The organism is Streptomyces sp. NPDC048419 (assembly GCF_043200415.1).
Lineage (GTDB): Bacteria > Actinomycetota > Actinomycetes > Streptomycetales > Streptomycetaceae > Streptomyces.
Map to the genome: position 1 here is coordinate 241,561 of NZ_JBICXT010000001.1, position 24,755 is coordinate 266,315.

The 24,755-nt window shown below is 72.4% G+C and carries 27 protein-coding genes; 9 read left to right on the forward strand and 18 right to left on the reverse strand.

Annotated features, from left to right (window positions below; translation table 11 throughout):
• Positions 1-45 precede the first annotated feature (45 nt).
• The 4 genes from ACGFYN_RS01015 to ACGFYN_RS01030 form a co-directional block, all read right to left on the reverse strand.
• Positions 46-1,845 carry a hypothetical protein gene (locus ACGFYN_RS01015; RefSeq protein ID WP_393863578.1) on the reverse strand — a complete coding sequence of 600 codons (1,800 nt, stop codon included), beginning with the start codon at positions 1,843-1,845 and terminating at the stop codon, positions 46-48.
• Positions 1,842-2,903, reverse strand: coding sequence for an ATP-binding protein (locus tag ACGFYN_RS01020; RefSeq protein WP_393863579.1), 1,062 nt, complete (start codon positions 2,901-2,903; stop codon positions 1,842-1,844). The genes ACGFYN_RS01015 and ACGFYN_RS01020 overlap by 4 nt, the downstream gene beginning before the upstream one ends.
• 93 nt (positions 2,904-2,996) lie before the next feature.
• Positions 2,997-5,021 carry a phage holin family protein gene (locus ACGFYN_RS01025; protein ID WP_393863580.1) on the reverse strand — a complete coding sequence of 675 codons (2,025 nt, stop codon included), beginning with the start codon at positions 5,019-5,021 and terminating at the stop codon, positions 2,997-2,999.
• Positions 5,022-5,156: 135 nt separating this feature from the next.
• Positions 5,157-5,558 carry a hypothetical protein gene (locus ACGFYN_RS01030; RefSeq protein ID WP_393863581.1) on the reverse strand — a complete coding sequence of 134 codons (402 nt, stop codon included), beginning with the start codon at positions 5,556-5,558 and terminating at the stop codon, positions 5,157-5,159.
• Between the two features lie 84 nt (positions 5,559-5,642).
• Here ACGFYN_RS01030 and ACGFYN_RS01035 point away from each other — a divergent pair, with 84 nt between their 5' ends.
• Positions 5,643-6,416, forward strand: coding sequence for an MBL fold metallo-hydrolase (locus ACGFYN_RS01035; protein WP_393863582.1), 774 nt, complete (start codon positions 5,643-5,645; stop codon positions 6,414-6,416).
• Complete coding sequence (locus ACGFYN_RS01040; RefSeq protein ID WP_393863583.1) at positions 6,413-7,030, forward strand: DedA family protein; 618 nt, start codon at positions 6,413-6,415, stop codon at positions 7,028-7,030. The genes ACGFYN_RS01035 and ACGFYN_RS01040 overlap by 4 nt, the downstream gene beginning before the upstream one ends.
• 72 nt (positions 7,031-7,102) lie before the next feature.
• On the opposite strand, the gene ACGFYN_RS01045 is transcribed toward ACGFYN_RS01040, so the two are convergent.
• The 4 genes from ACGFYN_RS01045 to ACGFYN_RS01060 all read right to left on the reverse strand — a co-directional run bounded on the left by ACGFYN_RS01045 (position 7,103) and on the right by ACGFYN_RS01060 (position 11,308).
• Entirely contained in the window at positions 7,103-8,173 is a 1,071-nt protein-coding gene (locus ACGFYN_RS01045; RefSeq protein ID WP_393863584.1) for an MBL fold metallo-hydrolase, read from the reverse strand.
• Positions 8,170-9,420 (reverse strand): aminotransferase class I/II-fold pyridoxal phosphate-dependent enzyme, encoded by a 1,251-nt coding sequence (locus ACGFYN_RS01050; protein WP_393863585.1) that lies wholly within the window; start codon positions 9,418-9,420, stop codon positions 8,170-8,172. Before ACGFYN_RS01050 ends, ACGFYN_RS01045 begins: the two co-directional genes overlap by 4 nt.
• Positions 9,421-9,517: 97 nt before the next feature.
• Positions 9,518-10,315 (reverse strand): hypothetical protein, encoded by a 798-nt coding sequence (locus ACGFYN_RS01055; RefSeq protein WP_393863586.1) that lies wholly within the window; start codon positions 10,313-10,315, stop codon positions 9,518-9,520.
• A 198-nt stretch (positions 10,316-10,513) separates the two neighbouring features.
• Complete coding sequence (locus ACGFYN_RS01060; RefSeq protein WP_393863587.1) at positions 10,514-11,308, reverse strand: RNA polymerase sigma factor SigF; 795 nt, start codon at positions 11,306-11,308, stop codon at positions 10,514-10,516.
• 257 nt (positions 11,309-11,565) lie between these two features.
• On the opposite strand from ACGFYN_RS01060, the gene ACGFYN_RS01065 reads away from it, so the two are divergent.
• The 5 genes from ACGFYN_RS01065 (at position 11,566) to ACGFYN_RS01085 (ending at position 15,688) form a co-directional block, all read left to right on the forward strand.
• On the forward strand, positions 11,566-13,356 hold the full coding sequence (locus ACGFYN_RS01065) for a thiamine pyrophosphate-requiring protein (RefSeq protein WP_393863588.1): 1,791 nt from the start codon (positions 11,566-11,568) through the stop codon (positions 13,354-13,356).
• 289 nt (positions 13,357-13,645) lie between these two features.
• Positions 13,646-14,044, forward strand: coding sequence for a DUF2795 domain-containing protein (locus tag ACGFYN_RS01070; protein WP_393863589.1), 399 nt, complete (start codon positions 13,646-13,648; stop codon positions 14,042-14,044).
• A complete protein-coding gene (locus tag ACGFYN_RS01075; protein WP_393863590.1) occupies positions 14,041-14,490 on the forward strand; it encodes a CBS domain-containing protein in 450 nt (149 codons plus the stop codon). Before ACGFYN_RS01070 ends, ACGFYN_RS01075 begins: the two co-directional genes overlap by 4 nt.
• Complete coding sequence (locus tag ACGFYN_RS01080; RefSeq protein WP_393863591.1) at positions 14,487-15,140, forward strand: diguanylate cyclase; 654 nt, start codon at positions 14,487-14,489, stop codon at positions 15,138-15,140. The genes ACGFYN_RS01075 and ACGFYN_RS01080 overlap by 4 nt, the downstream gene beginning before the upstream one ends.
• A gap of 5 nt (positions 15,141-15,145) precedes the next feature.
• Positions 15,146-15,688 (forward strand): type 1 glutamine amidotransferase domain-containing protein, encoded by a 543-nt coding sequence (locus ACGFYN_RS01085; protein ID WP_393863592.1) that lies wholly within the window; start codon positions 15,146-15,148, stop codon positions 15,686-15,688.
• 19 nt (positions 15,689-15,707) lie between these two features.
• Here ACGFYN_RS01085 and ACGFYN_RS01090 read toward each other — a convergent pair whose 3' ends face one another.
• The 3 genes from ACGFYN_RS01090 to ACGFYN_RS01100 all read right to left on the reverse strand — a co-directional run bounded on the left by ACGFYN_RS01090 (position 15,708) and on the right by ACGFYN_RS01100 (position 18,415).
• Entirely contained in the window at positions 15,708-15,986 is a 279-nt protein-coding gene (locus ACGFYN_RS01090) for a DUF6158 family protein (protein WP_393863593.1), read from the reverse strand.
• A gap of 122 nt (positions 15,987-16,108) precedes the next feature.
• Positions 16,109-17,728, reverse strand: a complete 1,620-nt coding sequence (locus ACGFYN_RS01095) for an ATP-binding cassette domain-containing protein (protein ID WP_393863594.1) — start codon at positions 17,726-17,728, stop codon at positions 16,109-16,111.
• Between the two features lie 42 nt (positions 17,729-17,770).
• On the reverse strand, positions 17,771-18,415 hold the full coding sequence (locus ACGFYN_RS01100) for a histidine phosphatase family protein (protein ID WP_393863595.1): 645 nt from the start codon (positions 18,413-18,415) through the stop codon (positions 17,771-17,773).
• A gap of 72 nt (positions 18,416-18,487) precedes the next feature.
• Here ACGFYN_RS01100 and ACGFYN_RS01105 point away from each other — a divergent pair, with 72 nt between their 5' ends.
• Together ACGFYN_RS01105 and ACGFYN_RS01110 are read left to right on the forward strand one after the other, a co-directional pair.
• A complete protein-coding gene (locus tag ACGFYN_RS01105) occupies positions 18,488-19,981 on the forward strand; it encodes a bifunctional phosphatase PAP2/diacylglycerol kinase family protein (RefSeq protein WP_393863596.1) in 1,494 nt (497 codons plus the stop codon).
• A 99-nt stretch (positions 19,982-20,080) separates the two neighbouring features.
• The gene (locus ACGFYN_RS01110; protein ID WP_393863597.1) at positions 20,081-20,902 is read left to right on the forward strand and encodes a class I SAM-dependent methyltransferase; all 822 of its coding nucleotides are present in this window, start codon (positions 20,081-20,083) and stop codon (positions 20,900-20,902) included.
• A 41-nt stretch (positions 20,903-20,943) separates the two neighbouring features.
• Here the strand turns inward: ACGFYN_RS01110 and ACGFYN_RS01115 are convergent, their stop codons facing one another.
• From ACGFYN_RS01115 to ACGFYN_RS01145, 7 genes are read right to left on the reverse strand one after another with little or no spacing between them, the layout of a single operon-like run.
• The gene (locus ACGFYN_RS01115; RefSeq protein ID WP_393863598.1) at positions 20,944-21,228 is read right to left on the reverse strand and encodes a gas vesicle protein K; all 285 of its coding nucleotides are present in this window, start codon (positions 21,226-21,228) and stop codon (positions 20,944-20,946) included.
• A 1-nt stretch (position 21,229) separates the two neighbouring features.
• On the reverse strand, positions 21,230-21,415 hold the full coding sequence (locus tag ACGFYN_RS01120) for a gas vesicle protein (protein WP_393863599.1): 186 nt from the start codon (positions 21,413-21,415) through the stop codon (positions 21,230-21,232).
• On the reverse strand, positions 21,412-22,206 hold the full coding sequence (locus ACGFYN_RS01125; RefSeq protein ID WP_393863600.1) for a GvpL/GvpF family gas vesicle protein: 795 nt from the start codon (positions 22,204-22,206) through the stop codon (positions 21,412-21,414). Before ACGFYN_RS01125 ends, ACGFYN_RS01120 begins: the two co-directional genes overlap by 4 nt.
• A complete protein-coding gene (locus ACGFYN_RS01130; protein ID WP_393863601.1) occupies positions 22,203-22,553 on the reverse strand; it encodes a gas vesicle protein in 351 nt (116 codons plus the stop codon). Before ACGFYN_RS01130 ends, ACGFYN_RS01125 begins: the two co-directional genes overlap by 4 nt.
• Positions 22,550-23,692 carry an SRPBCC family protein gene (locus ACGFYN_RS01135; protein WP_393863602.1) on the reverse strand — a complete coding sequence of 381 codons (1,143 nt, stop codon included), beginning with the start codon at positions 23,690-23,692 and terminating at the stop codon, positions 22,550-22,552. The genes ACGFYN_RS01130 and ACGFYN_RS01135 overlap by 4 nt, the downstream gene beginning before the upstream one ends.
• Complete coding sequence (locus tag ACGFYN_RS01140; RefSeq protein ID WP_393863603.1) at positions 23,692-24,495, reverse strand: DNA primase; 804 nt, start codon at positions 24,493-24,495, stop codon at positions 23,692-23,694. The genes ACGFYN_RS01135 and ACGFYN_RS01140 overlap by 1 nt, the downstream gene beginning before the upstream one ends.
• Positions 24,492-24,755: a gas vesicle protein GvpG gene (locus tag ACGFYN_RS01145; RefSeq protein WP_393863604.1), complete on the reverse strand. Its 264-nt coding sequence runs from the start codon at positions 24,753-24,755 to the stop codon at positions 24,492-24,494. Before ACGFYN_RS01145 ends, ACGFYN_RS01140 begins: the two co-directional genes overlap by 4 nt.

The window sequence follows — 24,755 nt, forward strand, 5'->3', positions numbered from 1 at the left end:
GTCCCATGGAGTGGGTCCCTGTGCACCATCCGATCACAATCCGTCTCAGCGCACCCGGAAGACCGGCCCACGTGCGGTGAACGGCAGCCGGGCGCCCTGCGGGATCAGATACGCGTGCTCGCGCCGTACCCGCAGCACGTCGCACCAGCCGTCCGTGATCACCAGGACCGGCGCGCCCGGCGGGAAGTCGTCCGCGCGGTGCAGCAGGTCGATGCCGGGCTGCAGGACCGTGCCGCCGCGGCCGTGCACCCGGACCCGGCCGGCTATCTCGGCGACCGGCACATAGCCCGCGTCGTACGGGCCCGCGTCGCAGAAGACGACGCGGGCGGCCGGTACGTCACGGGCCTCGGCGTAGGAGGCGATGGCGCCGAGCGCCTTGCCGAGCAGGGTGCGCTCCATGGAGCCGGAGGTGTCCAGGACCACGCCGAAGGTGCAGCGGGCGATCTCCTGGGGCGGGAACCAGCGGCCCGCGCGCGGGATGTCCGGCGTGGAGGACTGACGGCGCGCGGGGCGGGCGTAGGAGCGTACGGGTTCCGGGCGGGGTACGAACTCGTCGAACCAGCGCGCCAGTTGAGCGTCCCAGGGCAGCGGCGGATGGCTGAGCGCGCGGATCTCCTCCACCAGGCCGCCGGGCAGGAAGCCGCGTTCCTGCCGCTCGTGCAGGTCCAGGCCCTGGCCGAGGCCCCGGCGGTAGAACTCGTCGAGGTCGACGGGGTCGCGCGGGCTGCCGAGCGGGGCGCCGAGCACGTCGCCCAGGCCCTTGCCGCGCAGGGTGGCCAGGCGGCGCATCCGGCGCAGGTCGCCGGCGATGCGGTCGTAGACCTCCTCGGCGGACAGGCTCGCGAGCCCCGGGTCGTGCAGCAGTCCTTCGGGCATCGTGCCGATCTGCATCTCGCACAGCCAGCCGTTGATGACGTAGTCGCAGGCGACGTTGAACAGATACGGGTCGCGGGTGCCGCAGCGGTCGCCATGGCGCAGGGCGGCGTGCAGCATCTCGTGGGCGAGGATGAACCGCCACTCCTCGTCCTCGTACCGGCGCAGCGGGTTGACGTAGATCTCGCCCGCCTCCGGGTTCACGGCGGCGACGGAGATGCCGTGCGCGCGGGCGAGTTCGGCGTCGGCGACCAGCGTGATGCCCGCCGCGATGCCGCCGAGCAGCGGGTAGGAGGTGATGAACCAGCTCAGCGCCTTCTGCCAGGGCCGCCGGGGCTCCAGCGTCCCGTCGAGGGTGTCACGGCGGCCGCCCGCCAGGTCCATCGCCGCCGACACCGTCCGGGTCAGCGCCGCGGCGAACGCCAGCTGGTGGTCCGGGGGCCGGCCGATCCAGTGGGGCGCCGGCAGCAGCAGCTGGTCCGGCTCGGCACCCGCGGTGCCGCAGTGCTCGTAGGCGGCCGGGAGCCCGTCCCGCCGCCAGCGCGCGGCGAGTTGCTCCTCGTCGCCGTCGGGATAGGAGGCGGGCAGGTCCTCGGGGATGGTGCCGATGGTGAAGGTCAGCAGGAAGCGGTCGACGACGACGCAGCGGGCGGCGAGGTCGAAGCGGTCCGGCTGGGTGCGCTCGCCCTTCGCCGCCGGGACGTGCCCGAAGCCGAGGTGCAGGATCGCGTGGGCGAGGGCCCAGGCCCAGGCGGCGGGCTCGGCGAGCCGGTGCGGGTGCACGTGCAGGTCGGCGTCGGAGTCGACGACCACGAGGCCCTCGCGGGGCGCGACCCTGCACTCCTCCTGCCGGCAGACGTCGAACTCCACTGCCGCGAGCGCCGGGTTGGCCTTGACCAGCCGCAGTCCCCCGGCGAACGCCTCGGCCGCGGGGTCCCGCTTCTTCTGCCCCTTGCCGCGGGTACGGCTCATCGGCGCGCCTCCACCAGCCGCGGCATGTCCCGGGCGGCCTCGATGAGAAACCACGAGGGCAGCACGGGGTTGCCGTCGGCGTCGGAGGCGATGACGGTCTGCGCGACCTCCACGGAGATCTCGGCGAGCTGCACCAGCAGCGACTTGGCGCGGTACGCCGTCTGCCGGCCGTTCGCCGACATGTGCTCCTTGCTGACCGGGAGCTCCTTGATCAGCCGCCCGCGGAAGGACTCGGCGAGGTAGTAGAGCAGGTCGCGGTCCTCCAGCCGGTTCGGCCAGCGGGCGTCCCCCTTGATGACCGCCTCGATGCCGAACCGGCTGCGCACGATCTTGACGTAGCCGCAGAACGCGGTGGCGTGCCGCGGCGTCAGCGTGCCGTGCGCGAGGATCTTCAGCGTCTCCTCGTCGAGGTCGCGGCCGAAGGAGTGCAGCGCGTCGGAGAGCATGTGCCAGGAGCGGGGCGTGGAGAAGGGCTCCTCGGTCTTCGGCGGTTTGGACCACAGGTGGTCGGGCCGGTCGGTGAGGTGGTCCACGATCCACGGGTGGATGCCGTTCTTCCCGGCCCAGGTCAGCCAGTCCGTCGCGGACGCCTCCAGATGGACGTGGGTGAGGCGGTTGACGAGGGCGGAGGCGATGGGGCGGGCGAGCGCGTTGTCCGTGGAGCGGTTGCCCGCGCCGATGACGATCGAGCCCTTCGGCAGCTCGTAGTTGCCGATACGGCGGTCCAGGATCAGCGAGTAGAACGCCTTCTGCACGTCCGGGGTGGCCGCGTTCAGCTCGTCCAGGAACAGGCAGTACGGCTCGTCGCGGGCGATGGCCTCGGGCGGGCAGAAGACGGACCGGCCCTCGCGGATCTGCGGGACGCCGATCAGGTCCTCGGGAGCGAGCTGGGTACCGAGCAGGCTCACGCACTCCAGCCCCAGCGACTCGGCGAAGTCCCGTACGAGGGAGGACTTTCCGATGCCCGGGGCACCCCAGATGAAGACCGGCCGCACGGTCGCGAGACCGAGCAGCAGCTCCGGTATCCGGGCGGGCGTGACGGTGACGGCTGCCTGCACGCAGCGGCTCCCAAGGGGTCGAGAAGGGCGCACAGGGGCGCGATGTCCGATACGGACAGTGTGTGCGTACGGATCAGCGGGCGCAGCCGATTTTCACGCGGCCCGCTCCTGCGGCTCCGTGTCGAGCGGCACCTGGGGGCCGTTGGACTCGCGCAGCCAGCGGCGCAGGACGCGGTGCATCTGCTCGGCGCCCATGAGTTCGCGACCGTCCTCGGCCGGCTCGGAGTAGGCGAGCGGTGAGAGCAGGAACGGCCGGGCCTGCGCGCCGCCGAGCCCGCCGTGCGAGCCGATCTGCTCCTCGAAGGCGAGCACCTCGCCGTCGGCCGGGTCGTGGAAGGAGTTGACCATGATGTCGGCGGTGTGCGGGAAGGAGTGCGTGCGCCGGACGGCGTCGGCGGCGCCGGGGCCGAACACCTCCAGCGGGCCCGGCTTGTCGTCGAGCATGCCGAGCGGTATCTCCGCGCCGTACGCGCCCAGCACGACCCCGCCGTGCTCCTCGCTGCGCACCAGCAGGAAGCCGATGCCGGGGTGGTTGGCGAGCGTCGTCAGCAGCGCCGGGTGGCGGGCGTCGATCTCCTCCTTGCTCATCCGGTGCGGCACGTCCGGGAACGAGACCAGGCCGAGGTTGCCGGAGGCCAGCACCAGCGGCTCCGAGCGGTGGTGGACCGGGTGCTGCTGGTCGCCGCCCGCCTCGACGGGGCGGCGCAGCGCGGCCCGCACGGCGGCGCGGGCCTCGGTCCCGCTGTGGGTGCGCCGCGCCCGCCGCGGCACGGGCAGCCCGCAGCCGGCCCGCACCAGGTCGCCGAGGCCGAGGCCGTAGCGGGCGCGGAAGGTCTCGCCGGGGCTCTGCCCGTGGTCGGACAGGACGACGATCCGGTACGGCCGCGGGGCGTGCTCGGCGACGTGCGCGATCAGCGCCAGCGCGCGGTCCAGGCGTTCGAGGACCTTCTCGGCGTCGCGGCTCATCGGCCCGGAGTGGTGCGCCACCTCGTCGTAGGCCACCAGGTCGGCGTAGACGGCGGTGCGGCCGGCGAGCATGTCGCCCATCACCGCGGCGACGACGACGTCCCGTTCGACGACGGTCGCGAAGGCGCGGACGAGGGGGTAGAGGCCGCCGCGGCCGACGCGCGGGCGCTGCTTGCGGACGACGGCACGGATGGACTGGCCGATCTCGCGCCCGACTTCGGCGACGAAGGACATCGCGGTGCGCACCGCGTTGGCCGGGTCGCAGAAGTACGCGAAGTAGCCCGCCCGGGAGCGGTTCTCCCGGCCGCGGCGGCGGGTGGCGATGGACAGCACGAGGGCCTGCTCGTCGGCGCCGCCGCTGAAGAGGTTGCCGCGGCTCGCGCCGTCCGCGCCGAGCAGGCCGCCGTCGCCGGTGCGCTCGACGGCACGGCGCTGGAGCTCGGCGGCGCTGGTCGGCCGGTTGCAGACCATCACCTCGCCGGTGTCCTTCTCGTACCAGCGGAAGGCGGGGATGTCGTGGTTGCTGCCGTGCAGGATGCCCAGCTGGCTGGCGCCGGTCTGGCTGGACCAGTCGGTGCGCCAGGGGGTGAGCCGGTGGGTGCCCTCCAGCCACCGGGCCACCGTGGGCATCACGCCCTTCCCGGCCGCCGCCACGAGCACGTCGTGGCCGACGCCGTCGAGTTGCAGGAAGACCGTGCCCGGGGTGGACGGGCCCGGGGGCCCGTGTCTGCGGCGGCGGTCGGAGAGGCGGTAGAGACGGCGCCGGTAGGCGTCGTCGTCGCGCACCGTGAGGGCGGCGCCGGTCGCGGAGGCGACGGCGGACATGACGGCTGCCACCACCACGGCCGTCTCGGGGGCCGCTTCCGCGCTGCTGGCGGGGTTGAGCCGCAGGGCGACCAGGAGCAGCGAACCGTTCAGGACGAAGACGAGCAGTCCCAGCACGAGCGCGGGCACGAGCAGCAGCAGCCGTACCAGCAGCGGCCAGACCAGGGCCGACAGCACACCGAAGGCCCCGGCGCCGAACGCGGCGGTGACGGCGATATGGGTGGCGCTCTCGCCGTCGGGGGACTGGAGGCGGAAGTCCGGCAGGATGCCGGCGAGCACGAGCATGGTGAGGGTGGAGACCGCCCACACCGTGATGCTCCGCCCCATCTGACTGGCGATACGCCGCCACCGCCCGCCACGCACGCCCAGTCCACCTCACGTCCTGACCCGTCGTCGGTGCGGGCCTGCAATCAGACTGTCATACGGGCCGGGCAGCCTGTTCCGGCCGCGGGGGCGGCCGGCTCAGCGCCCGTCGTACCCGGCGGTCGGCATCGACAGGCGCCGGTGCACCCGCGCCTTCATCTGTGCGTCGTAGCAGGGCTCGGCGGAGCCCACGGTCTCCACCCGCACCCCGCGCCGGGCGCACTCCGCGGTGAACTCCTCGACGGACGACAGCGCGCTCTCCAGCACCCGGCGGCTGGGCGCCACGAACAGATCGGCCCCGGGCCGGACGCCGTCCCACAGGACGCAGTGGTCCGCCCGCAGTCCCCGTACGAGGAGTTCCCTGCTGACGATGTAGCCCCGCTCGGCGGCCCAGCGCGCACACATCGCGTGCTGGCTGCGGGAGTCCACCAGGAAGGGATCGGCGTCCAGTTCCTCGAGCGGCGTCAGACTCGCGATCGCCGTGACACGCACCGGTCCCATGGCGTCCCCCTCACCTCTGGGTTTCGGCGCCGACCATACTCCTGCCCGTAGGCTTCGGGGGAGTCGCGCGAAGGAGGCAAAGAGGTGCCGGTGGAGATCACCTGGTGGGGCCATGCGACCTGCACGGTCACCGACTCGGACGTACGGCTGCTCACCGACCCTCTGTTCGCCCGCCGCCTCGCCCACCTCCGGCGCCGGCGCGGGGCGCTGCCGCCACCCGGCGCCTGGCGCGCCGACGTGGCCCTGGTCTCGCATCTGCACGCCGACCACCTGCACGTTCCGTCTCTGGAGCGGCTCGCCGAAGGCACGCGCCTGCTGGTGCCCCGGGGCGCACCACGGGCGGTCCCCGCACTGCGCCGGCTCACCCACCTCAGGGTGAGCGAAGTGGCGCCCGGGGACCGGGTGACGGTCGGTGAGGTCGTCGTCCGGGTCGTCCCCGCACGGCACGACGGACGGCGGCTGCCGCTCGGGCCGCACCGCTCCCCCGCGCTCGGCTACGTCGTCGAGGGCGAGGCGCGCACCTACTTCGCCGGGGACACCGGGCTCTTCGACACGATGGCGCGGGAGGTCGGCCCGGTCGACGTCGCGCTGCTGCCGGTGGGCGGCTGGGGCCCGTTCCTCGGCGAGGGGCATCTGGACGCGGGGCGGGCGGCCCGGGCGCTGGCCCTGCTTGCGCCGCGCAGCGCGGTCCCGGTGCACTACGGCACCTACTGGCCGGTGGGGATGGACGCCGTACGGCCGCACGAATTCCACTCCCCCGGCGAGGAGTTCGTGCGCCTGGCGGCCGAGTACGCCCCGGACGTCGCGGTGCACCGGCTCGGGCACGGGGAGAGCATACGGCCGGAGGTCGCGCGGTGACCTGGCTCGCCGTGCCGACGACCGTGCCGCCGGAGTCCACCCAGCAGGCCCTCGGCTATCCGTCGCTGTTCCTGCTGGTGCTGTTCGGGGCGCTGGTGCCGATCATCCCTACGGGGGCGCTGGTGAGTTCGGCGGCCGTGGTCGCCTTCCATCAGACGGCGCCGTTCTCCATGGCGCTGGTCTTCGTCACGGCGTCGCTGGCCGCGTTCTTCGGGGACGCGGCGCTGTACTGGCTCGGCCGGCGCGGCATGAAGTCGAAGAACGGGTCGCGGTGGCTGAAGGCGATCCGGGCGCGGGCGCCGGAGGATCGGCTGGAGCAGGCGCAGGGGAAGCTGGCCGAGCACGGGGTCGCCGTGCTGGTGCTTTCCCGGCTGGTGCCGGCCGGGCGGATTCCGGTGATGCTGGCCTGTCTGCTGGCGGAGTGGCCCATGCGGCGGTTCGTCCGGGGGAACCTGCCGGCGTGTGTCGCCTGGGCCGTGACGTATCAGGTGATCGGGATTCTGGGGGGCTCGCTGTTTCCGGAGCCTTGGGAGGGTGTGGTGGCGGCGGTCGCACTGACCGTGCTGGTCAGCGCGGCGCCCAGTGTCTGGAAGCGGGTTCGCTCCGCGGGTTGAGGATCGTTGTGGGGTGCGGGTTCGTTGTGGGGTGCGGGTTCGTTGTGGCTCGTCGCGCGGTTCCCCGCGCCCCTAGAAGCCCTGCAGTTGCCGGGATGCTCCGATCGGGAGGTCCCACAGGTCCTCGCGGTTCAGGCCTGCCTTCTGCCACGCCTCGCGGACTCGGGTGAGGGGTTCCAGGACCGGTTCCGCGGAGAGGACGAAGGTGGCCCAGTGCATGGGGGCCATGCTCTGCGCGCCCACGTCCTGGGCGGCGCGGACCGCCTCCTCGGGATCGCAGTGGACGTCGCTGAGCCACCAGCGGGGGTCGTAGGCGCCGATGGGCAGGAGGGCCAGGTCGATGCCCGGGTAGCGGCGGCCGATCCGGGAGAACCAGTGGCCGTAGCCCGTGTCGCCGGCGAAGTAGACGCGCCGTCCGTCGGGGGCCGTGAGGACCCAGCCGCCCCACAGGGAGTGGCAGGTGTCGGTGAGGGTGCGCTTGGACCAGTGGTGGGCGGGGACGAAGTCGAGCCGCACGCCGTTGAGTTCGGAGGCCTCCCACCAGTCCAGCTCGGTGACGGTGGTGAAGCGGCGGCGGCGGAACCAGGGGCCGAGTCCGGCGGGCACGAACACCGGGGTGTCCCGCGGGAGACGGCGCAGCGTGGGGGCGTCCAGGTGGTCGTAGTGGTTGTGGCTGATGACCACCGCGTCCACGCGCGGGAGGCTGTTCCAGTCGATGCCGACCGGGGTGATGCGCGCCGGGGTGCCGAGGATGCGGCGGGACCAGACGGGGTCGGTGAGGACGGTCAGGCCGCCGATCTGCACGACCCAACTGGCGTGTCCCGCCCAGGAGACGGCGACGGTGCGGGAGTCGACGCGGGGCACCGGAGCGGGTTCGCAAGGGAGCCGGGGGATGTCGGCGAGGCCCTCGGGCCCGGGGCGGATCGAGCCCTCGCGGGCGAAGCGGGCCATGGACTTCAGGCCGGGCAGCGGGGCGGTCAGGCGGTCGTGGAAGGTCCGCGGCCAGAACCTGCGCTCGCCCATCGGGCGCGGCTCGGCGAGCGGCGGGAACGGCGGCGCGAACCTCCGTGTGGGAACAGGACCTTCGGCTCCCCGGGCGGACGTGCTCGTGCTCGTGGTGGTCGACTCGGACTGCTGCGTCATCGAGGAGGCTCCCATCGCTGAGCGTCGTCGCGAAGGTCGTCGAAGACCGACTTCACATGGATCAACGCGCGTTGCACGTGTGGCAGTTCCAACGGCGTGGGTGATGTGAGGCATTCCGCGCGTTCCTCGTCCGTATGCCCCAGAAGCGGGCCGGTGGACAGCCGTACGCGCAATGCGCCGAGTTCGTCGCCGAAGCGGTGGCCGCCGGGAGCGGGCATGCCGAGCCGGGCGGAGAGGAAGTCCTCCAGTTCCTGCGCGTCGCCCACGCCGTGGGCGGTGAGCGCGGAGCGCAGCGGGCCGAGGTCGGCGTAGAGGTGGCGGCCGGCCTGCGGGGGCCGGGACAGGGTGCCCGTCGCGACGATCTCCTGGTGCACGGCGGCGGCCACGCGCGCGTGCAGGCGTACGGTGGCGGCCACCCGCGCGGTGACCGGCTCCGGCTCGCCCAGCGCGTAGGCGGCGGGGGCGGCGACCGGCCCCGCGATCCGGGCACCGAGCGCGGTCAGCACGTCGAGCACGCGCGCGTGCAGGGCGCGGCCGGACACGTCGTCCGCCGGGAACCGGGCGACCGCGGCCGGCCAGCCCGGCGGCAGCAGCGCGCCCGCCAGGTCGGTGACGACGGTGACCCGGTCGGGCAGCATCTCGGCGGGGCTGACCAGCACGGTGTCGTGCGGGGCGTGCACGGTGTCGCGCCAGGTCTCGTCGCTGACCAGGTGCAGGCCCTCGCCGGCGGCGGCCTCGACGCACTCGTGCAGCACGTCGGGCGGGGCGACGGTGGCGGTGGGGTCGTCGGCGACCGACAGCACGAGCAGCCGCGGGTCACCGCCCTCGGCGCGCACCCGGCGCACGGTCTCCAGCAGCGCGTACGGGTCCGGGACGCCGCCGCTCTCGGCCGGCGTCGCGACGTGGAAGGCCGGTCTTCCCAACAGGCGGGCGTACGGCGCCCACCAGGCCGCGCAGGGCCTGGGCACCAGGACGTCGCCGCCGAGCGCGGCGGTCAGTGCGAGCAGCAGGGCGGGTGCGCCGGGGGCGGCGGCCACGAGGTCCGGCTCGGTGGCCAGGCCGCGCCGCTCCCAGTAGCCGCAGGCGGCCCCGATCAGGTCGGGTCCGCCGCCGATGGGTTCACCGTCGGTCCGGGTCGCGGCCGCGGCCAGTGCGGCGGCGAGTTCGGGCGGCACGGGCAGCCCGTCCTCGGGGAGCGGGGGCCCGTATCGGACGGGGCCGCGGCCTTCCGGGTCCGTCCGCCGCATGCGTACCTCCGCGCAGTCGTGGCCCCTCGGGCCCCGGGTACCCAGGGTGCCGCCGGGCCATGGGCGTCCGCCGGCGTGGCGCCCGTCGCACGCGGGGTCAGCCGCGCAGGACGGAGCCCCGGTGGCACAGCCGGTACACGGCCGCGCCCAGCGCTCCCGCAATCAGGATGCCGCCACCCACCAGAGCCGGCATGGAGTCGGTGAAAGTGCCGCCCTCACCGGCCTGTACGCCGTGCTCGGCCGGGGCGTCGGCGCAGGGTCCGGCACTCGGCTCCCTGCAGGGCCGGCCCGCGCCGTCGCCCCCGGGGACGACATCGCCGCCACCGCCACCGGGGACCACGCCGCCGGTGTCGCCACCGGGAGCGACACCGCCATCGCCGCCACCGGGAACGACGCCGCTGCCGTCGCCGCCCGGCACCGCGCTGCCGTCGTCGCCGGGCACCGCCCCGCCGCTCCCGCCGCCGCCGTGGTTCGCATGGAACGTGGCGCGCCACGGCTTGCCCTTGCCTCCCGGTGCCGCCGGGCAGGTGCCGTCGACGGTCGAGGCGGCGTCCTGGGCCGCCGCGCCGTCGGGGCCGTCGTCCGCCGCGAAGTCGTCGGCGGAGGAGATACGGGCGGTGCCGCGGTAGGCGGGGCCGGCGGCCTTGTCGTCGTTGCCGGGGACCCGCTGCAACTGGACGGTGCCCTCGTCGAAGGCGTCGGAAGTGGCGTCGATGGTGGCGGGCGCCTCGCCGTCGGTGGCTTCGCAGGAGACGGAGACGGTGACGCTGCCACCCGGGGAGACGGTGCTCGGACTGACCTCCGCCCCGGGGTCCGCGAGGGCGGCCGAGGCGGCGAAGCCGAGCGTGGCACTGGCCAGGGCCGCCACGGACAGGACACGGGCGGTGGAACGCATGGGTGGAGCTCCTTCGACCGACGGGTTCTCAGGAGCACGGTGCTCGTGCCCCATAGCCCATCACAGCCCGCCCCGCCCCGAGGCGCGCGCGGCCGAGCCCCATTCGCGCGACAAGGACGCCCGGGCGGGTGAAAGAACCCGCCCGGGCGTCCGAGGTGCCGAGTGGCGACGGTGGCGACGGCCGGGCTCCGGCCGCGCCTAGGCCGACTCGCGCATGATCTGGTCCCGCATCCGGTCGCAGCAGCGGCTGATCAGCCGCGAGACGTGCATCTGCGAGATGCCTAGCTGCTCGGCGATCCGGCTCTGCGTCATGTCGCCGAAGAAGCGCATGTACAGGATGGCCCGCTCCCGTTCGGGCAGCGCGGCCAGCCGCGGCTTGACGGACTCACGGTCCACCACGGTGTCCAGCGCGGGGTCGGGCGAGCCGAGGGCGTCGCTCAGGGAGTAGCCGTCGTCGCTGCCGGGCAGCTCGGCGTCGAGCGAGAGCGCGGTGAAGCTCTCCAGCGCCTCCTGGCCGACCTTGACCTCCTCCTCCGTGAGGTCGGCGTACTCGGCGATCTCCGCGACGGTGGGCCTGCGGCCCGGGATGGTCTGGGAGAGGTCCTGGGTCGCGAACCGGACGCGGTTGCGCAGGTCCTGGACCCGGCGCGGCACGTGCAGCGTCCACATGTGGTCGCGGAAGTGCCGCTTGATCTCGCCGGTGATGGTGGGCACGGCATAGCTCTCGAAGGCGTTGCCGAGCTCGGGGTCGTACCGGTCGACGGCCTTGACCAGGCCGAGGGAGGCGACCTGCCGCAGGTCCTCGTAGCTCTCGCCGCGGCTGCGGAAGCGCCCCGCGAGCCGTTCGGCCATCGGCAGCCAGGCTTCGACAATCCGCTCGCGCAGGGCGTCGCGCTGCTGACCCGGGGGGAGCCCGGCGAGCTTGCGGAATGCGTCGGCGGTGTCGGGGGCGTCGTCATGCGGGTGGTGCTTCGCGCTCACTTTGGTGGGCATGGTGCGTCGCAACTCCCTTGGTGGTGCTCTGGCTTGGACGGTCACCGTGGGAGGTCGAACGCAAGTTCGGACAGGCGCGACCGGGGCGGCGCCATGCCGCACCCACGGACGTGCCTCCTGTCCGAAGCACTGACCTTCGCCTGCCCAGGAGCCGAAGCCGCAAACACCCCCGTGATGTTTTCCGGCGGCGCGGCGGGTGACTCGTCGGGCAGACGAACTGCTGCCCTTTCACGTCAAAGGCCCGGGAGGACCCGCACATGAGCATCAAGGTCTCCGACTACATCCTTCAGCGACTGCGCGAGTGGGGTGTGGACCACGTCTTCGGCTATCCCGGTGACGGCATCAACGGCCTGCTCGCCGCATGGGGCCGTGCGGAGAACCAGCCGCGCTTCGTCCAGTCCCGGCACGAGGAGATGTCCGCGTTCGAGGCGGTCGGCTACGCGAAGTTCAGCGGTCGTCTCGGCGTCTGCGCGGCGACCTCGGGGCCCGGCGCGATCCACCTGCTCAACGGCCTCTACGACGCCAAGCTCGACCATGTTCCGGTGCTGGCCATCGTCGGCCAGACGCACCGCACCGCGATGGGCGGCTCGTACCAGCAGGAGGTGGACCTGCACACCCTCTACAAGGACGTCGCCTCGGAGTTCGTCGAGACGGTGACGGTCCCGGAGCAGCTGCCGAACGTCATCGACCGGGCGATCCGCACCTCCCTCGCCCGCCGCTGCCCGACCGCGATCATCGTCCCCGGCGATGTGCAGGAGCTCGACTACTCGGCGCCCACGCACGAGTTCAAGATGGTGCCCTCCAGCCTGGACCGCAGCTCGTGGACGGCGGTCCCGTCCGAGGAGTCCGTGCAGCGGGCGGCCGAGATCCTCAACTCCGGTGACAAGGTGGCCATCCTGGTCGGGCAGGGCGCCGCCGGGGCACGCGCCGAGGTGGAGCAGATCGCCGGGCGGCTGAAGGCGGGCGTGGCCAAGGCGCTGCTCGGCAAGGACGCCCTCAGCGACGAACTCCCCTACGTCACCGGCTCGATCGGGCTGCTCGGCACCCGTCCGTCGTACGAGCTGATGCGGGACTGCGACACCCTGCTGACCATCGGCTCGTCCTTCCCGTACTCGCAGTTCCTGCCGGACTTCGGCCAGGCGCGGGCGGTGCAGATCGACATCGATCCGCAGATGGTCGGGATGCGTTATCCGTACGAGGTGAATCTCGTCGGCGACGCGAAGGCGACCCTGCAGCGGCTGCTCCCGCTGATCGGCGAGGACCGCGGGCCCGAGTGGTACGACACCGTGTGCGCGAACGTGAAGCGCTGGCACGAGGTGATGGAGCGGCGGGCGCAGCAGTCCGCCGACCCGATCAACCCGGAGTACGTGGCCCGCGCGCTGGACCCGATGCTCCCCGACGACGCGATCGTCACCTCCGACTCCGGTTCGACGGCCAACTGGTACGCCCGCCACCTGACGATGCGGCCCGGCATGCGCTCCTCGCTCTCCGGCACGCTCGCGACGATGGGTCCCGGGGTGCCGTACGCGATCGGCGCGAAGTTCGCGCACCCGGACCGGCCCGTGATCGCGTTGGTCGGTGACGGCGCGATGCAGATGAACGGCCTGGCGGAGATGATCACGGCGGCCAAGTACCGCGATCTGTGGGAGGACCCGCGGCTGGTCGTCGCCGTCTGGAACAACCGCGACCTCAATCAGGTCACCTGGGAGATGCGCGCCATGGAGGGCGCCCCGTCCTTCCTGCCCTCGCAGCAGCTCCCGGACGTGCAGTACGCCGCGTTCGCCCGCTCGCTCGGGCTGACCGGTGTGCGGGTGGAGAAGCCCGAGGACGTGGAGGCCGGCTGGCGCGCGGGTCTGGAGGCGGACGGCCCGGCGGTGATCGAGTTCCTCACCGACCCGGCGGTCCCGCCGATCCCGCCGCACGCCACCTGGGAGCAGATGGAGGCCACGGCCGCCTCGATCCTCAAGGGCGACGCGGACCGCTCCGGGATGGTCAAGCAGGGCATCAAGGCGAAGGTGCAGGAGTTCCTGCCGCATCGCGGGAAGTGACACCGCGGACGGTGAGCGGGGACGGAGGGGGATCGGGAGGCTCCAGGGCCTGTCGGTCCCCCTTCTCCCGTCCGCTCGGCAGCAGGAGTTCCTCGTAGCGGCCCAGCGCCAGCACCACACCCAGCATGAGGATCGGAATGATCACTGCGAGAACGGCCATGGCACGTCCTTCCCCAGGTGATGTCCGTGGGGGGCCTCGTCCGGGTCTCCCCGCGCCGGACCCGCAAACCCTGTGTCGGCGTCCGGTGTCCGGGTACGCGGTGCGGACCCTGAAGATGTGGAGGGAGTCATGCAGCGAGGCAACGACCGGCTGAGCGTCCACCGCGACGAGGAGATGAAGCACGAATTGCAGGGACTGCTCCGTTCCGGGCACCCCACGCGGACCGAGGAGTGGCACGACCCGGAGCCGACCGCCGACGACGACCCCGAGGTGGCGGGAGGCCCTGTGGCGCCGGGAAGCTCCGGAGCCTCGTTCGAGACGGTCCGGCTGGAGCTGGCCCGGCTCCTGGGACGCAGCTCGTTCCCGGCCGGTCCCGGTGAGCTGACGGCCGTGCTGCGCCGCAAGAACGCGCCCGACGTCCTCGTCGAGGCGCTGGAGCGGCTGCCCCGCAAGGACCGCTACGCGAACGTGCAGGAGCTGGCCAAGACCCTGACCCGTCCCGAGAACGCCGGGAAGGGATCACGGTGACGGCGGATTTCGTCAGGGAGGTCATGACCCCGGGCGTGGTCGCCGTCCGCCCGGACGCCTCGCTCGTCGAGGCGGCACAGCTGATGCGCGCACAGGACATCGGCGATGTGGTGGTGGCCGACGGCCGGCGGGTCGTCGGCATCCTCACGGATCGTGACATCACCGTACGGTCGGTCGCCGAAGGCATCGATCCGCTGACCGTGAGCGCGGGGTCGATGTGCAGCACGCAGCCGCTGCTGGTGGCACCGGACGACCCCGTCGCGGCGGTCTCGGCGCTCATGCGCGCCCATGCCGTACGCCGGCTGCCGGTCGTCGAGGACGGGCTGCCCGTCGGCATGGTGAGCCTCGGCGACCTGGCCGGGGCGCAGGACCCCGGCCCGGCGCTCGCCGAGATCAGCCGCGCCGAACCCGACGGACAGGACGCCTATGGACAGGACACCTTATGAGCCGCGGCCAGGCCGCCGAGATCAGCGCCACCGACGCCGGCGTCGACGTCGGGGACGTCACGACCCGCTATCTCCTCTACGGGCTGCTGCCCGGCTGGTTCGTGCCCGGTCTCGCCGACTGGGTGATGCACCGGCGCAGCCGGATCGAGAACACCGCGGGCACCAAGGAGTCCCTGATCCACGCGCTGATGATGACCGAGGTGGGCATCCCCATCGCGCTGACACTGCGCTACGAGGTCAACCCCCTGCTGCTCACCGTGCAGTCGGCCGGGGCCGTGGTGCACGAGGCCACGGCACTGTGGGACGTACGGACGGCCGTGCACAGCGACCGTGAGGTCACACCCCTTGAGCAGCACATCCACAGCTATCTGGAGGCCCTGCCGTACGGCGCGCTGTCGGCACTGATGTGCCTGCACGCCGATCAGGTCAGGTCGCTGCTGCGCGGCGGCCGCGGCGACCCGGACGCCTGGCATCTGGTGCCGCGGCGGCGGCCGCTGTCCCGCGCCTATCTCGCGGCCGTCGCGGCCGCCATCGGCACCTGTGTGGTGCTGCCGTACGGCGAGGAGCTGCTGCGCTGCCTGCGCGCGGACCGCCGAACCAGCAAGCGCGCCCGTGACCAGGCGAAGTGGCGCGCGAAGAAAGGACGTTGAACACCATGCGTATCGCATTTCTGACCGCACCCGAGGGCGTCGAGCAGGTCGAGCTCACCGAACCCTGGCAGGCCGCGAAGGACGCCGGGCACGAGCCGGTGCTGGTGTCGACCGAGCCGGGTGAGATCCAGGCCTTCAACCACCTCGACAAGGCGGACACCTTCCCCGTGGACGAGGTCGTCGGCGAGGCCTCGGCCGGCTCCTTCGGAGGGCTGGTCCTGCCGGGCGGCGTGGCCAACCCGGACTTCCTGCGCATGGACGGCAAGGCCGTGTCGTTCGTGAAGGACTTCTTCGAGCAGGGCCGACCGGTCGCCGCGATCTGCCACGCCCCGTGGACGCTGGTGGAGGCGGACGTGGTCCGCGGCAGGGTGCTCACGTCCTGGCCGAGCCTGCGGACGGACATCCGCAACGCGGGCGGCACCTGGGTCGACGAGCAGGTGAAGATCTGCGACCACGGCACCAGCAAGCTGATCACCAGCCGCAAGCCGGATGACCTCAAGGCGTTCTGCGACGCGTTCCTGCACGTGTTCTCGGAAGGTGCCGGCTGATCGGTTCGCCGGCACGCTCTCAGCTGTGGGGGGTCGCCGACTCCCCACAGCGGCGTTCCCGGGCGCCCTCGCGGGTGCGGCCCGCCGCCACCATGCGCCGCGGGTTGCGGCGCAGGAACTCGCCCTCCAGCTGGGCCATGCGATCGTTGTGGGCCCGCAGCGCATCGGTCGAGCCGTACAGCAGTGTGTCGTGGCGTGTGCGGTGGATCGTCTCCAGCTCTTTCATGAGCTGCTGGTCGTCCAGCCGGCTGGGGTCGACTCCGGTCATGGTGGTACCCCGCTCGTCGTGTTCGTCCATGTGGAAGCCATGGATCTCACCTTCAGCATCCACTCTACGAACATCCCGGCCCCCGGGCCTCCGCGTGTGCCGCCGGGCTTCCGCAGGTGCCGCCGCGACCTGCCGCCGCCCCCGGCCGGCGGCTACCGCGCCCGCTCCACCCGCCGCTCGTCCCACACGGCCTCCGCGCTCTCGCGGACGCGCCCGTCGCTGCCGAAGACCAGATACCGGTCGAAGGACCGCGCGAACCACCGGTCGTGCGTGACCGCCAGCACCGTGCCGTCGAAAGCCTCCAGCCCCTCCTGGAGGGCCTCCGCGGACTCCAGGTCGAGGTTGTCCGTCGGCTCGTCGAGGAGCAGGGCGGTGACGCCCTCGAGTTCGAGCAGGAGGATCTGGAAACGGGCCTGCTGCCCGCCGGAAAGACGGTCGAAGGTCTGCTCGGCCTGGCCGGTCAGTTCGTAGCGCCGCAGCCGCGACATCGCCGCGCCCCGGTCCTGCGCGTGCTCCTGCCACAGGATGTCCACCAGCTTGCGGTTCTGGAGCTCCGGGTGGGCGTGGGTCTGCGCGAAGTGCCCCGGCACGACCCGCGCCCCGAGCTTCCACTCCCCCGTGTGCGCCACGTCGTCGCCCGCCAGCAGCCGCAGGAAGTGCGACTTGCCGGAGCCGTTGGAGCCGAGAACGGCGACGCGTTCGCCGTAGAAGACCTCCAGGTCGAAGGGCTTCATCAGACCGGTGAGCTCAAGTCCCTTGCAGGTGACGGCCCTTACACCGGTACGGCCGCCCTTGATGCGCATGCGGATGTCCTGCTCGCGCGGCGGCTCCGGCGGCGGGCCTGCCTCCTCGAACTTGCGCAGCCGGGTCTGTGCGGCCTGGTAGCGGGAGGCCAACTCGTGGCTGATGCTGGCCGCCTGACGGAGGTTCAGCACCAGCTTCTTCAGCTGCGCGTGCTTCTCGTCCCAGCGCCTGCGCAACTCCTCGAAGCGCGCGAAGCGTTCGCGCCGCGCCTCGTGGTAGGTGGCGAAGCCGGCGCCGTGCACCCAGGCGTCGGCGCCCGCGGGCGAGGGCTCCACGGAGACGATCTTCTCGGCGGCGCGGGCGAGGAGTTCGCGGTCGTGGGAGACGAAGAGGACCGTCTTGCGGGTCTCCTTGAGCCGCTCCTCCAGCCAGCGCTTGCCGGGCACGTCGAGGTAGTTGTCCGGCTCGTCGAGGAGCAGCACCTCGTCGGTGCCGCGGAACAGGGCCTCAAGGACCAGCCGCTTCTGCTCACCGCCGGAGAGCGTGCGCACCTGCCGCCACTGCGCCTGCTCGTAGGGCACCCCGAGCGCGGCCGTGGTGCACATGTCCCACACCGTCTCCGCCTCGTAGCCCCGCGCCTCGGCCCAGTCGGCGAGCGCCTGCGCGTAGTTCAGCTGGGCCGCCTCGTCGTCGACGGTCATGATGGCGTGCTCGGCCCGGTCGACGGCCTGCGCGGCCTCCCGGATGCGGGGCGGCGCGACCGACACGAGCAGGTCCCGTACGGTCGTCTCGTCCCGTACGGAGCCCACGAACTGCCGCATCACGCCCAGGCCGCCGCCCACGGTGACGGTGCCGCCGTGCGGTTTCAGCTCGCCGGAGATCAGCCGCAGCAGCGTCGTCTTGCCCGCGCCGTTGGGTCCCACCAGGGCCACGGCGGCCCCTTCGCCGACCCGGAACGAGACATCGCCGAGCAGCGCCCTCCCGTCGGGGAGGTAGTACTCGAGGTGTGCTGCTTCCAGATGTCCCATGGGGTCGCATTCTGCGGGCCGCCGCGGAGGGCGGGCAAACGGTTATACGGGCCGGCCGGCGGGTCCGCCCTCGCCCGCGGGGGCCACCACGGCGCCCGCCCAGGACAGGGCCTTCCAGCCGTCGGAGGGCGAGCCCTCCAGGATCACCACGCCGGTGTTGTCCAGGGGACGGGCGGCGGCGAAGGGGACGTCGACGTTGCCGGCGCGGGCCGCCGTCCACATACGGATCGCCGCGCCGTGGCTGACCATCGCGACCGTCCCGGCGCCGCTGCGGGCGGCCTCGGCGACCACGGCGTCGTAGCGTCCGAGCGCCTCCTCGCCGCTCTCCCCGCCGGGCATCCGCAGCGAGGTGTCCCCGTCCGCCCAGGCGAACACGGTCTTCATGTAGAGGCGCCCCTGCTCCGTGTCGCCGGGCAGCATCTCCAGGTCGCCCGCGGCGAGCTCGCGGATGCCGTCGCGCACCTGGACGTCCAGGCCGCGGGCGGCCGCCAGCGGGGCCGCGGTCAGCTGGGTCCGCACCAGTGTGGAGGCGTACAGGGCCTCGATGTCCTCGCCGGCGAGCGCCTCGGGGAGGGCGGTTGCCTGCTGCTCGCCGAGTGCGGTCAGGCCCGGGCCCGGTACGGCTGTGTCGAGCAGGAAGTCGACGTTCGAGGGGGTCTGGCCGTGACGTATGAGGAGCAGACGCATACAGGGGCCCTCCAGGGTGTCGTCCACCGCCCGCGGGACAAGAAACGGGCACTTCAGGGTAACCGGCACCACATGAGCCCCGACGTCGACCTCACCCTGCCGAAGCCCGGTCTCCATCCCCTGCGCAAGCGGCTGCTCGCGCTCGACAGCCGCGTCTTCGAGTTCGCGGCGGAGCGGAGCTGGCCGGCCGCCAGGCCCGTACTGCCCCGGCTGAGCCGGAGCGCCAACCACGGCGTGCTGTGGTTCGCGACCGCGGCCGCCATCGCGGCCACCCGCACCCCACGGGCCCGCCGTGCCGCCGCCCGCGGCCTCGCCTCCCTCGGTCTGGCCTCGCTGACCATCAACACCCTGGGCAAGCGCTCGGTGCGCCGTCCCCGGCCCGTCCTGGATCCGGTACCGCTGGGGCGGCAGCTGAAGCGGCAGCCGATCACCACGTCGTTCCCGTCCGGTCACGCCGCGTCGGCGGCCGCGTTCGCGACCGGCGTCGCGCTGGAGTCGCCGGCCTGGGGCGCGGTGGTGGCCCCGGTCGCCTGGTCCGTCGCGCTCTCCCGCGTCTACACCGGGGTGCACTTCCCGAGCGACGTGCTCGCCGGCGCGGCACTGGGCGCGGGCGCCGCCTTCGCGGTACGGGGACTGGTGCCCACCCGCGCCCAGCTGGTCACGCCGGCCCGGCCGCGCGCCGAGGTCCCGGCGCTGCCCGACGGCGAGGGCCTGGTCATGGTGGTCAACACCGCCTCGGGCACGTCCGAGCGGGTGCGTGCCCTGAGCGACGGCATGCCGGGCACCGAGATCGTGGAATGCGAGCCGGCCGACGTGCGCGCCGAACTGGAGAAGGCGGCGGGACACGCGACGGTGCTCGGCGTGTGCGGCGGCGACGGCACCGTGAACACGGCCGCCCAGGTCGCCCTGCGGCACGACCTGCCCCTCGCCGTGCTGCCCGGCGGCACCCTGAACCATTTCGCCTACGACCTCGGCGTGGAGGACGTCCGCGACATGAGCCGGGCCGTCCAGCGGGGCGAGGCCGTGCGCGTGGACGTCGGCCGCTTCAGCAGCGGTGACACGGAGGGTGTCTTCCTCAACACCTGCAGCCTGGGCGTCTATCCGGAGCTGGTGACCGAGCGGGACCGCTGGTCGCGCCGGATCGGCGGCTGGCCGGCCGGCGTGCTGGCGGCACTGCGTGTGCTGCGCGCCGACCGGCATCCGCTGGAGGCCGAGTTCCGCGGCCGGGCGCGCCCGCTGTGGCTGCTGTTCGCCGGTAACGGCACCTACCACCGGATGGGCCTCGCGCCCGGCCGCCGGCTCGACCTCGCGGACGGGCAGCTCGACGTACGGCTGGTGCACGGCGGCCGCCGGCCCGCGCTGCGGCTGCTCGCCGCCGCACTGGCGGGCCCGCTGACCCGCTCCCCCGCCCACGCGGCGGTCCAGGTGGGCCGGCTGCGTCTGACGGGCGTCGCGCCCGGCACTCTTCTCGCCCACGACGGCGAAGTCACCGAGGTGGAGGGCGAGGTGACGCTGGAGAAGCTTCCCGAGGCGCTCACGGTGTACCGGCCCGGAGTCGGCGACTGACGCATCGTCAGTCCACATGGCAAAACACAGGTCTCATCATGCGACATGCCGGCGTAGCGTGATCCTCACCGACACGATGTCGAACGAGGGAGTTCAGCCATGTCGAAGCCGCAGGAGACCGCCGTCTACACGCACGGGCACCACGAGTCGGTGCTGCGCTCCCACACCTGGCGGACCGCCGCCAACTCCGCGGCCTATCTGCTCGGCTCCCTGAAGCCGCACATGAGGATCCTGGACATCGGCTGCGGACCGGGCACCATCACCGCCGACCTCGCGGCACTGGTCCCAAAAGGGCAGGTCACCGGCGTCGACCACGCGCCGGGCATCCTGGACCAGGCCCGTGCCACGGCAGCCGAACGCGGCCTGGGCAACGTCGACTTCGCGGTCGCGGACGTACACGCCCTGGACTTCCCCGACGACACGTTCTGCGTGGTGCACGCGCACCAGGTGCTTCAGCACGTCGGCGACCCGGTGCAGGCGCTGCGCGAGATGAAGCGGGTCACGAAGCCGACCGGGTTCATCGCGGTCCGCGACTCCGACTACGCGGCCATGACCTGGTACCCGGTGTCCCAAGGGATGGACGACTGGCTGGACCTGTACCGGCGGGTGGCCCGCGCCAACGGCGGCGAGCCGGACGCCGGCCGGCGGCTGAAGTCCTGGGCGCTGCGCGCCGGGCTGAGCGACATCACGGCGACGTCCAGCACCTGGACCTTCTCCACTCCCGAGGAGCGGGCGTGGTGGAGCGGGCTGTGGGCGGACCGGACGGTGGCGTCGGCGTACGCCGGCCGGGCCACCGAGGGCGGCCACGCCACCATGGAGCAACTGCGGGCCGTGTCCGACGCCTGGCGGGAATGGGGCGCCCGGGAGGACGGCTGGTTCGGTGTGCTGCACGGAGAGATCCTGTGCCGGAAGGCCGCCTGACCCTCTGCCGGCGGCTCACCCGGCGAGCTGAACCGGTGACGTCACTGCCGGGGAAGCAGCGGTCCCAGCGGTCCGAGGTCCAGATTCAGGTCCTCGGGCCGCAGCCCGTACCGGTCGCGCAGTTCGGCCATCCGGTCCTCCAGGAGCATGAGCGTGAGCCCGATCCGCTCCTCCTGGTCCTCCGTGAGGTCCCCGGTGTCGAAGCGGCGCAGCGCCTGGCGCTCCATGAGCTGGCGCAGCAGCTCGACGACGGTCAGCACCAGCTTGACCAGGTCGCGTTCGACGGTGTCGGGGTCCAGGTCCATCCGGTTGTTCCGGGCGGTCACGTCAGCTCTCCCAAGGTGATGGCACTTGCTCGTTGACCGAGCTGATCAGCGCGTTCAGGTCGATGCGGACGAGGTCGACGTCCGCGATGCGCAGCGTGATGTCCCCCGTGACGACCACCCCGCCGGCCAGCAGCCGGTCGAGCAGGTCCACGAGGGCGATGATCTCACGGCGTTCGACTACGGTCATGGCCGCTCCCCCGTGTCATGGACGTTCTCGACCTCCTCGACGAAGGAATACGCCGCCCACGGTCCGGTGAGTTCGACGCGCATTCCCGGTACGTCGTCCTTCGTGCGGTCCACCACTTCCACGAATTCCTCGGAATGGCCGCGCGGCACCAGATAGGCGGCGTTGAGCACATTCTGTCCGGAGGCGCCGGAAAGGGCGGAATTCTGCGGGGCGTGCAGCCGTGAATCCTCGGCGTACCCGGAAAGCGTCGTGTGCAGCCGGCTCGCGAACTGCTCGGCCCGCTCCCACATGTTCTCGTGCGCCCGCGCGTGCATGCGCCGCCGGCGCAGGTAGTCACGGCCCGACGCCGGCTTCCCCGCCGGCTGCTCCGCCGGTTCGGACTGCTCCGGCGGCTCGTTCTCGGCGTACACCTTGACGCCCCATTCGACCCGGCCGTCGAGCCGGTCCAGGGTGCGACGGAAGGCGTCCTCGCGCGCCTCCATCATGACGCGTACGCCGCTGTCGTCCCGGAAGACCGTGCCCAGCCGCAGGGGCAGCGGCGTGGTGACGGCGGTGAGCGCGTCGATCACGCCCTGGTGGGCGCGGGCGGTGCCGGTGAGCCAGTCCAGGTCCTCGAGATGCTGCCGGAGCGGGGCTTCGGCGAAGTCCCGCTCCGGCACGTGGCTGACGACGGCGACGAGACCGCGGTGGTTCAGCATTCTGGGCGGGTCGCCCGCCACCCCCGTCAGCTGGGCCTGCAGCGCCGCGTCGAAGGGACGGCAGACGGCGTAGACGTACCGCAGTCCGGTCATGATCCCTCCTCCTTGGCGCGGGTGCGGCCGGACTCCAGTTCGGGTTCCGGCTCCAGCCGGGCCAGCCGCTCCCGCAACTCGGCGTTCTCACGGGCGAGTTCGTCGCGGCGGGCACCGGAGGACAGCGCCGGGTCGGTCTCCCACCAGTCGATGCCCATCTCCTTGGCCTTGTCGACGGAGGCGACGATCAGCCGCAGTTTGATCGTGAGGAGTTCGATGTCGAGCAGGTTGATCCGGATGTCACCGGCGATCACTATCCCCTTGTCGAGCACCCGCTCGAGGATGTCGGCGAGGTTGGCGCCGCCGCTGTGTCCGTAGGGATCAGGCAGCCTGCTGGGCGTGCTCATCGACGGCTCCCGCCTCCGGCGTACTCGTACTCTTCCTCATCCTCTTCCTCGTACTCGTCCTCCGGCTCCTCCTCGTCGGCCTCCTCCTCGGGCTCCTCCTCTTCCTCGTCCCGGGGCTGCTCGTCCTCGTCGTACTCCTCCTCGGGCTCCTCGTCCTCTTCCTCCTCGTCGCGAGGCTCTTCGTCCTCGTCGTACTCGTCGGTCTCCTCGTCGCCCTCGTCCGCCGAATCAGCGGACTCCTCCTGGGAGTTCTCCTCCTCCTCGGCGACCGCGTCCTCGTGGCTCTTGACGACCTCGCCGTCGCGGATCTCGCCTCGCCAGCTGTCCTGCGCCTCGCCCTTGAGGGTGATGAAGCGGACGTAGTTCTTGAGGTCGAGCCGGGCCCGGCGGCCCTGGGCGCGCCAGATGTTGCCGGTCTTCTCGAACAGACCCTTGGGGTAGTACTCGATGACCAGCAGGACGCGGGTGAGGTTGTCGCCGAGCGGGTGGAAGGAGACGACACCCTTCGTCGTGCCCTTGGCGCCCTCCGACGTCCACAGGATCCGGTCGTCGGGAATCTGCTCGGTGGTCTTCGCCTTCCAGCTCCGGTTGGACCAGAAGATCTTCATCTGCCAGTCGGACTGCGTGTCGTCGGCGCGGTTCGCGCTCTTGACGCCCTTGGCGAAGGTGCTGAAGTCCTGGTACTGGGTCCACTGGTCGTAGGCCGTGCGCAGATCCACGCCGACGTCGATGGACTCGATGATGACGGTGGGCTTCTTGCCCGCGCCGCCCTTGCGCTTGCCCTTGCCGCCGCCCAGGTTCTTCAGGGCGCCCACGACGTTGTCCTTGGCCTTGGAGGCACCCAGTTCCAGTGCCGAGCGCAGGGGGCCCTTGCCCTCGGCCATCTTGCGGCCGCCGTCGAGTGCCAGCTTGGCGAAGCCTGGGCTGTTGCCCTCGGCTATGTCGTTCAGCTTGCCGGTGGTCTCGCCGAGTTTGCGTCCGACGCCGGTGAGCAGCTTGGTCGCCTGTGCGGCCAGATATTCCTGCACCTCGGCCTTGAGCCGGTCGGCGGCCTCGCTGCCCGCCAGTCCGCTCAGCGGTCCTGCTCCGTCCTTGGCGCTGCCTGCCGCCTTCGACGCGGATCCCAGTGCTTCGGTCATCACTCACCGCCTCCCTTCGGCAGACGGCCGCGCGCCGAGCGGGCGCCGCCCCTGGCCGTCTTGCGCGCCGTCGTCTTCTTGGCGGCGGACTTCTTCGCCGTCGTCTGCTTGCCCGCGGTCTTCTTGGCCGGAGCCTTCTTCGCGGGGGCCTTCTTCGCGGGAGCCCGCTTGGCGGCCTTCTTCGCCGGAGCCTTCTTCGCCGGAGCCCGCTTGGCGGCCCGCTTCGCCGGCCGCTTGTCCTCGGCCTCCGGCTCGTCGTCCTCGGAGCCCTCGTCCTCCGGCTCGCCGTCCTCGGAAGCCTCGTCCTCCGGCTCGCCGTCCTCGGAAGCCTCGTCCTCGGGCCCCTCGTCCTCGGAGCCCTCGTTCTCGGGTTCCTCGTCCTCCGGCTCCTCGTCGTCGTACTCCTCCCGGGGCTCCTCCTCGGTGTCCTCCGGCTCCTCGCCCTCTTCCTCGTCGTCGGAGAGGAGGCCGGAGGCCTTTCCCGCGACGCCCGAGAGCTCGTCACGGACCTCGGCGGTACGCCCGTGCAGGCGGTCGGCGAGCGCGCTCATCTGCCGCTCCACCATCGCCCCGGAGGCCGCCTTGCCCACGCCGCGCAGGTCCTCGCGCAGCTGGTCCCCGATCTCCTTGAACTGCGGGTTGTTCTGCAGCTGCTGGGAAGCCAGGTCCGCGAGCATCCGCGGGCTGAGGTGCATCCGCTTGCCGGCCACGAGCGTGCCCAGCGCGAACGCCATCTTCATCTTTTTCGTACGCCCCAGGAGATATCCGGCCCCTACCGCGAGGCCCAGTCCCACTCGGTTCATAGTGCCGTCCCGTCGCCTGTTGCCCCGCCTGAGCGCAGGCCGATCTCCAGTCGGTCCAGGAGTTCGTCCTCACGTTGGTCGAACTCCTCCTCGCTGATCTCGCCGGCCTCCAACTGCTCCTCGAGACGGGCGAGTTCGGCCCTCACTGTGGCGGGGTCGTAGTAGATCCGTTCCGCCTCGCGCAGTACCTGTCCGATCACCCAGCCGCTGCCGCGTACCGGGGCGAAGGGCAACAGGACCACTTCCTTGATCAGTCCCAC

What these genes read in the sequence shown, in the direction of transcription:
- ACGFYN_RS01110 (WP_393863597.1), top strand. Translation starts at nt 20,081, where the DNA reads ATGTCGAAGCCGCAGGAGACCGCCGTCTACACGCACGGGCACCACGAG.
- ACGFYN_RS01100 (WP_393863595.1), bottom strand. Translation starts at nt 18,415, where the DNA reads ATGCGTCTGCTCCTCATACGTCACGGCCAGACCCCCTCGAACGTCGAC.
- ACGFYN_RS01050 (WP_393863585.1), bottom strand. Translation starts at nt 9,420, where the DNA reads ATGCGGCGGACGGACCCGGAAGGCCGCGGCCCCGTCCGATACGGGCCC.
- ACGFYN_RS01090 (WP_393863593.1), bottom strand. Translation starts at nt 15,986, where the DNA reads ATGGACGAACACGACGAGCGGGGTACCACCATGACCGGAGTCGACCCC.
- ACGFYN_RS01130 (WP_393863601.1), bottom strand. Translation starts at nt 22,553, where the DNA reads ATGAGCACGCCCAGCAGGCTGCCTGATCCCTACGGACACAGCGGCGGC.
- ACGFYN_RS01125 (WP_393863600.1), bottom strand. Translation starts at nt 22,206, where the DNA reads ATGACCGGACTGCGGTACGTCTACGCCGTCTGCCGTCCCTTCGACGCG.
- ACGFYN_RS01085 (WP_393863592.1), top strand. Translation starts at nt 15,146, where the DNA reads ATGCGTATCGCATTTCTGACCGCACCCGAGGGCGTCGAGCAGGTCGAG.
- ACGFYN_RS01135 (WP_393863602.1), bottom strand. Translation starts at nt 23,692, where the DNA reads ATGACCGAAGCACTGGGATCCGCGTCGAAGGCGGCAGGCAGCGCCAAG.
- ACGFYN_RS01120 (WP_393863599.1), bottom strand. Translation starts at nt 21,415, where the DNA reads ATGACCGTAGTCGAACGCCGTGAGATCATCGCCCTCGTGGACCTGCTC.
- ACGFYN_RS01055 (WP_393863586.1), bottom strand. Translation starts at nt 10,315, where the DNA reads ATGCGTTCCACCGCCCGTGTCCTGTCCGTGGCGGCCCTGGCCAGTGCC.
- ACGFYN_RS01105 (WP_393863596.1), top strand. Translation starts at nt 18,488, where the DNA reads ATGAGCCCCGACGTCGACCTCACCCTGCCGAAGCCCGGTCTCCATCCC.
- ACGFYN_RS01140 (WP_393863603.1), bottom strand. Translation starts at nt 24,495, where the DNA reads ATGAACCGAGTGGGACTGGGCCTCGCGGTAGGGGCCGGATATCTCCTG.
- ACGFYN_RS01060 (WP_393863587.1), bottom strand. Translation starts at nt 11,308, where the DNA reads ATGCCCACCAAAGTGAGCGCGAAGCACCACCCGCATGACGACGCCCCC.
- ACGFYN_RS01015 (WP_393863578.1), bottom strand. Translation starts at nt 1,845, where the DNA reads ATGAGCCGTACCCGCGGCAAGGGGCAGAAGAAGCGGGACCCCGCGGCC.
- ACGFYN_RS01025 (WP_393863580.1), bottom strand. Translation starts at nt 5,021, where the DNA reads ATGGGGCGGAGCATCACGGTGTGGGCGGTCTCCACCCTCACCATGCTC.
- ACGFYN_RS01070 (WP_393863589.1), top strand. Translation starts at nt 13,646, where the DNA reads ATGCAGCGAGGCAACGACCGGCTGAGCGTCCACCGCGACGAGGAGATG.
- ACGFYN_RS01095 (WP_393863594.1), bottom strand. Translation starts at nt 17,728, where the DNA reads ATGGGACATCTGGAAGCAGCACACCTCGAGTACTACCTCCCCGACGGG.
- ACGFYN_RS01080 (WP_393863591.1), top strand. Translation starts at nt 14,487, where the DNA reads ATGAGCCGCGGCCAGGCCGCCGAGATCAGCGCCACCGACGCCGGCGTC.
- ACGFYN_RS01030 (WP_393863581.1), bottom strand. Translation starts at nt 5,558, where the DNA reads ATGGGACCGGTGCGTGTCACGGCGATCGCGAGTCTGACGCCGCTCGAG.
- ACGFYN_RS01045 (WP_393863584.1), bottom strand. Translation starts at nt 8,173, where the DNA reads ATGACGCAGCAGTCCGAGTCGACCACCACGAGCACGAGCACGTCCGCC.
- ACGFYN_RS01065 (WP_393863588.1), top strand. Translation starts at nt 11,566, where the DNA reads ATGAGCATCAAGGTCTCCGACTACATCCTTCAGCGACTGCGCGAGTGG.